This window comes from Oliverpabstia sp., from assembly GCF_022785585.1.
Classification (GTDB): domain Bacteria; phylum Bacillota; class Clostridia; order Lachnospirales; family Lachnospiraceae; genus Oliverpabstia; species Oliverpabstia intestinalis.
This window is the reverse complement of sequence record NZ_JALFPR010000106.1, coordinates 1-4,047: the sequence shown is the minus strand read 5'-3', so window position 1 is coordinate 4,047 and position 4,047 is coordinate 1. Positions and strand designations below refer to the sequence as shown.

Genomic DNA, 4,047 nt, shown 5'->3' with positions numbered 1-4,047 from the left:
ATATATTATATATTATCGAGACAGGATTGTCGGTGGCATATATGATGACAGGTTACTTGTGAAACCGACAAAATCTGCAGTTTCTTATATGACAACTGCGACTTATGAATTACCATATGAAGGGGAAAAAGAGATGTTATTAGTAGAAAATGTTGACAGTAGAGAATACCTGGCTGGACTTTTCAATGCAATGTATGATGAATTGCTGGTTCATAAAGCAAACAATAAAAAGAAATCTTTGAATAATCTGTACACATTTCAGTAAAAAAGGTTGAAATTCACAAATCTCTATGGTAAAATAAATGAGGTTGACCATAGGAGGTGTAATTGTGAATATTTTACGGATTGTATTGACGGTTATTTTTGTAATCGATTGTATAGGTTTGACAGTAGTTGTCCTGATGCAGGAAGGAAAACAGAAAGGTCTGGGTGCTATTTCCGGTATGGCGGATACTTACTGGGGACAGAATAAAGGTCGTTCCATGGAAGGTCATTTGGTTCTGGCCACAAAGATCATGGCGATTCTGTTTATGGTACTGGCAATCGTATTGAATATGAAATTTTAAGTGACGTGAAAAGAACACTCTTGCAACTTTCTTGCAAGGGTGTTTTTTGCACACAGAGAGAAGTGATCAGCAATGATTACATTTACAATGGGAGACCGTTTGTAACTGCAAAGACAGTGAACAGTTACAAATGTTGAATGAATATGGAAAACAGAGACATATGCTTCTGATTTTCCAGGGAGAAAGATATGAGAATAAATAATAAAAAATTAAAAAACAGAAAAAAATTGCTGCTGGACTTTGTATCCAATAAAGAATACCAGCCGATGCGTGCAAAAGATATTGCAATGCTGCTGCAGATTCCCAAAGGAAAACGATCCGAACTTTTTCAGGTTCTGGATGAACTGGAGGCGGAAGGAAAAATCATCTGTAAAAAAGGAAAGTATGAAAAAGTCCGGAAGATTGCTACAGTGAAGACAGGTTCACCGGAACTGTCAGAAGGAACGTTTATTGCTCATCCGAAAGGATTTGGTTTTGTGGAACTGGAAGATCAGGAAGAAGATCTGTATATTCCCCAGGATGATACTATGGGCGCTTTTCATAAGGATCGGGTACAGGTGAAAGTGAAAGAAGAACGAACCGGTCAGCGCCGGGAAGGAACGATTGTACAGATTCTTGGACATGGAATCACGGAAGTAGTTGGTACATTTGAGAAAAGTAAAAACTATGGATTTGTGATTCCGGATAATCAGAAGATTCAGCAGGACATCTTTATTCCGAGGGAACATACGCTTGGGGCAAATGATGGCGACAAAGTTGTGGCAAAGATTACTTCTTACGGTGGGAAAAACAAAAATCCGGAGGGAAGAGTACAGGAAGTTCTGGGAGCTCAGGGAGCCCCGGGCATAGATGTGCTTTCCATTGCGAGAGCATATGAACTGCCAATGGATTTTCCGGTAAAAGTAGCCAATCAGGCGGATCGAGTACCGGATCATGTGATTGAAGGAGATTTTCAGGGACGGATGGATCTGAGGAACTGGACTGTTGTTACGATTGATGGTGAAGATGCGAAAGATCTGGATGATGGAATCTCTCTGACAAAGGATGGAAATATTTATCATCTCGGTGTGCATATTGCGGATGTAAGCAATTATGTACAGGGAGGAAGTGCTCTTGATCGTGAGGCACTACGACGGGGAACCAGCGTATATCTGGTAGACCGGGTGATTCCGATGCTTCCCAGACGATTGTCTAATGGAATCTGTTCCCTGAATCAGGGAGAAGACCGACTGGCACTCAGCTGTCTGATGGATATTGATGCACAGGGAAATGTGATCAGCCATAAGATTGCGGAGACCGTGATCTGTGTCGATCGCCGGATGACTTATACGGCAGTGAAGAAGATTCTGGAGGGCGATGGGGATCTCCGGAGAGAATATCAGGATTTTGTGCCGCTGTTTCATCATATGAAAGAGCTGTCTGCGATCCTTCGCAAAAAGAGAAGTAACCGTGGCTCTATTGATTTTGATTTTCCGGAGTGTAAAGTCTTTCTGGATGAGATGGGAAGACCGGTGGAGATCAAAGCGTATGAGCAGAATGTAGCTACAAAGATCATTGAGGATTTTATGCTTCTTGCCAATGAAACAGTGGCAAAAGAATACTGTGAGCGTGAGATTCCATTCTTATACCGTACCCATGAGAATCCGGACAGTGACAAGATGGAAAAGGTACTGACTTTTATCCGCAATCAGGACATTCCGGTACACAAGTCACATGAAGAAATCACACCGCTGGAAGTCCAGGAGATTCTGAATGAGATCGAGGGAGAACCTACGGAGCCTTTGATCAGCCGACTGCTCCTTCGTTCCATGAAACAGGCAAGATATACGACGGGGTGCAGCGGACATTTCGGACTGGCAGCTAAGCATTATTGTCATTTCACTTCACCGATCCGAAGATATCCTGATCTGCAGATCCACCGGATCATCAAAGAGACGATCCGTGGTCGGATGAATCAGGAGAAAAAAATGTATTATGCGCAGATTCTCGGGGATGTGGCAGATAAGACCAGTACGCTGGAACGCAGAGCCGAAGAGGTAGAACGTGAGACCGTGAAACTGAAAAAAGCGGAATATATGGAAACCAGACTGGGACAGAATTATGAGGGTATTATCTCCGGTGTAACCGGCTGGGGACTGTATGTGGAACTGCCGAATACGGTGGAAGGTCTGGTGCATATCAGCACATTGATGGACGATTACTATCAGTTTGATGAGGAAGCTTACTGTCTGGTAGGTGAAAAGACCGGACACACATATCGTCTTGGTCAGAAAGTAACGGTAAAAGTATCACAGGTGGATCTGTCCACGAAGAGTATTGACTTTATCTTAAAAGAAGAAAACAGCTGTTTTAACAAATACATGGATTGGGAGGATTAAAGAATGGCAAAGGAAAAGGGAAGCCGTCTGATCGCGAACAATAAAAAGGCGTATCATGATTATTTTATCGAAGAGACATACGAGGCCGGTATTGCACTCCATGGAACAGAGGTAAAATCGCTGCGCATGGGAAAGTGCAGTATCAAGGAATCTTTTGTGAGAATTGAGAATGAAGAAGTGTATATCTATGGAATGCATATCAGTCCTTACGAAAAAGGAAATATTTTCAACCGGGATCCGTTACGTGTAAAAAAACTGCTGCTTCATAAAAGCGAGATCCGTAAAATGAAAGGAAAGATTGCAGAAAAAGGTTATACGCTTGTACCGTTAAAAGTGTATTTTAACCGGAGCCTGGTAAAAGTGGAGATTGGCCTTGCAAAAGGAAAAAAACTGTATGATAAGAGACAGGATATTGCCAAGAAAGACCAGAGACGGGAAGCAGAGAGAGATTCCAAGGTTCGGAATCTGTATTAGAGCGTGTCTGAAAAAGTCTTTTCGTGAGCTGTGAGTCCCACAAAGTGGGGCTTGTAGATTGCGGAAATGATTTTTCAGACACGCTTCCAGGAGAACAGGAGTGAACAGTAACATTAGTAGTTCACTCAGGGAAAAATCAATGGATCTGGTCTTGACAATACTCTGTATGTCACATATAATAGAACAAGTACAAATCAAAATCAGTTCACGGGATCAATTTTGATTTGCAATGAACAAAACTGTCTGCGAACCATACAACTTATATACTCATATAATATGTGAGGGCTTGTACTGGTTTCGACGGGGGTTTTGAAGTTTGGGAAGCCATTCGCAGCTCTGGGACTGCGTCACCAACCTGGAAATTAAATTTAAACGCAGACGAAAATTTAGCGTACGCTGCCTAATGGCAGCTGTCGGTTTCTGAGTCTCCCGCAGCTTAGATCCCGGCATCAAACTTAGCGGGGCACTTTTTCTTCAAAGCTTTGAGAAGAAAAAAGAATTTATGAAGCTACTGAGGTCTGAAGCCTGTCATCCGGCGTCGGGTTAAGGGAATGTCAAAAGAATGACTGTAATGGGAGATGCCTGAATGGATAGGCTTTCGGACAGGGGTTCGATTCCCCTCAGGTCCA

General features: G+C 42.6%; 4 protein-coding genes and 1 other RNA gene. All 5 read left to right on the top strand.

Annotated elements, in window-relative coordinates:
- Positions 1-265, top strand: a 265-nt coding sequence (locus tag MSA64_RS07480; RefSeq protein WP_287891185.1) for a hypothetical protein, incomplete at its 5' end; no start/stop codon positions are given.
- A 64-nt stretch (positions 266-329) separates the two neighbouring features.
- Entirely contained in the window at positions 330-566 is a 237-nt protein-coding gene (gene secG / locus MSA64_RS07475; RefSeq protein WP_022171795.1) for a preprotein translocase subunit SecG, read from the top strand.
- Between the two features lie 188 nt (positions 567-754).
- Entirely contained in the window at positions 755-2,944 is a 2,190-nt protein-coding gene (rnr, locus tag MSA64_RS07470; protein ID WP_287891183.1) for a ribonuclease R, read from the top strand.
- A gap of 3 nt (positions 2,945-2,947) precedes the next feature.
- A complete protein-coding gene (gene smpB, locus MSA64_RS07465) occupies positions 2,948-3,418 on the top strand; it encodes an SsrA-binding protein SmpB (protein ID WP_287891182.1) in 471 nt (156 codons plus the stop codon).
- A gap of 282 nt (positions 3,419-3,700) precedes the next feature.
- Positions 3,701-4,047, top strand: a transfer-messenger RNA (tmRNA) gene (gene ssrA, locus MSA64_RS07460).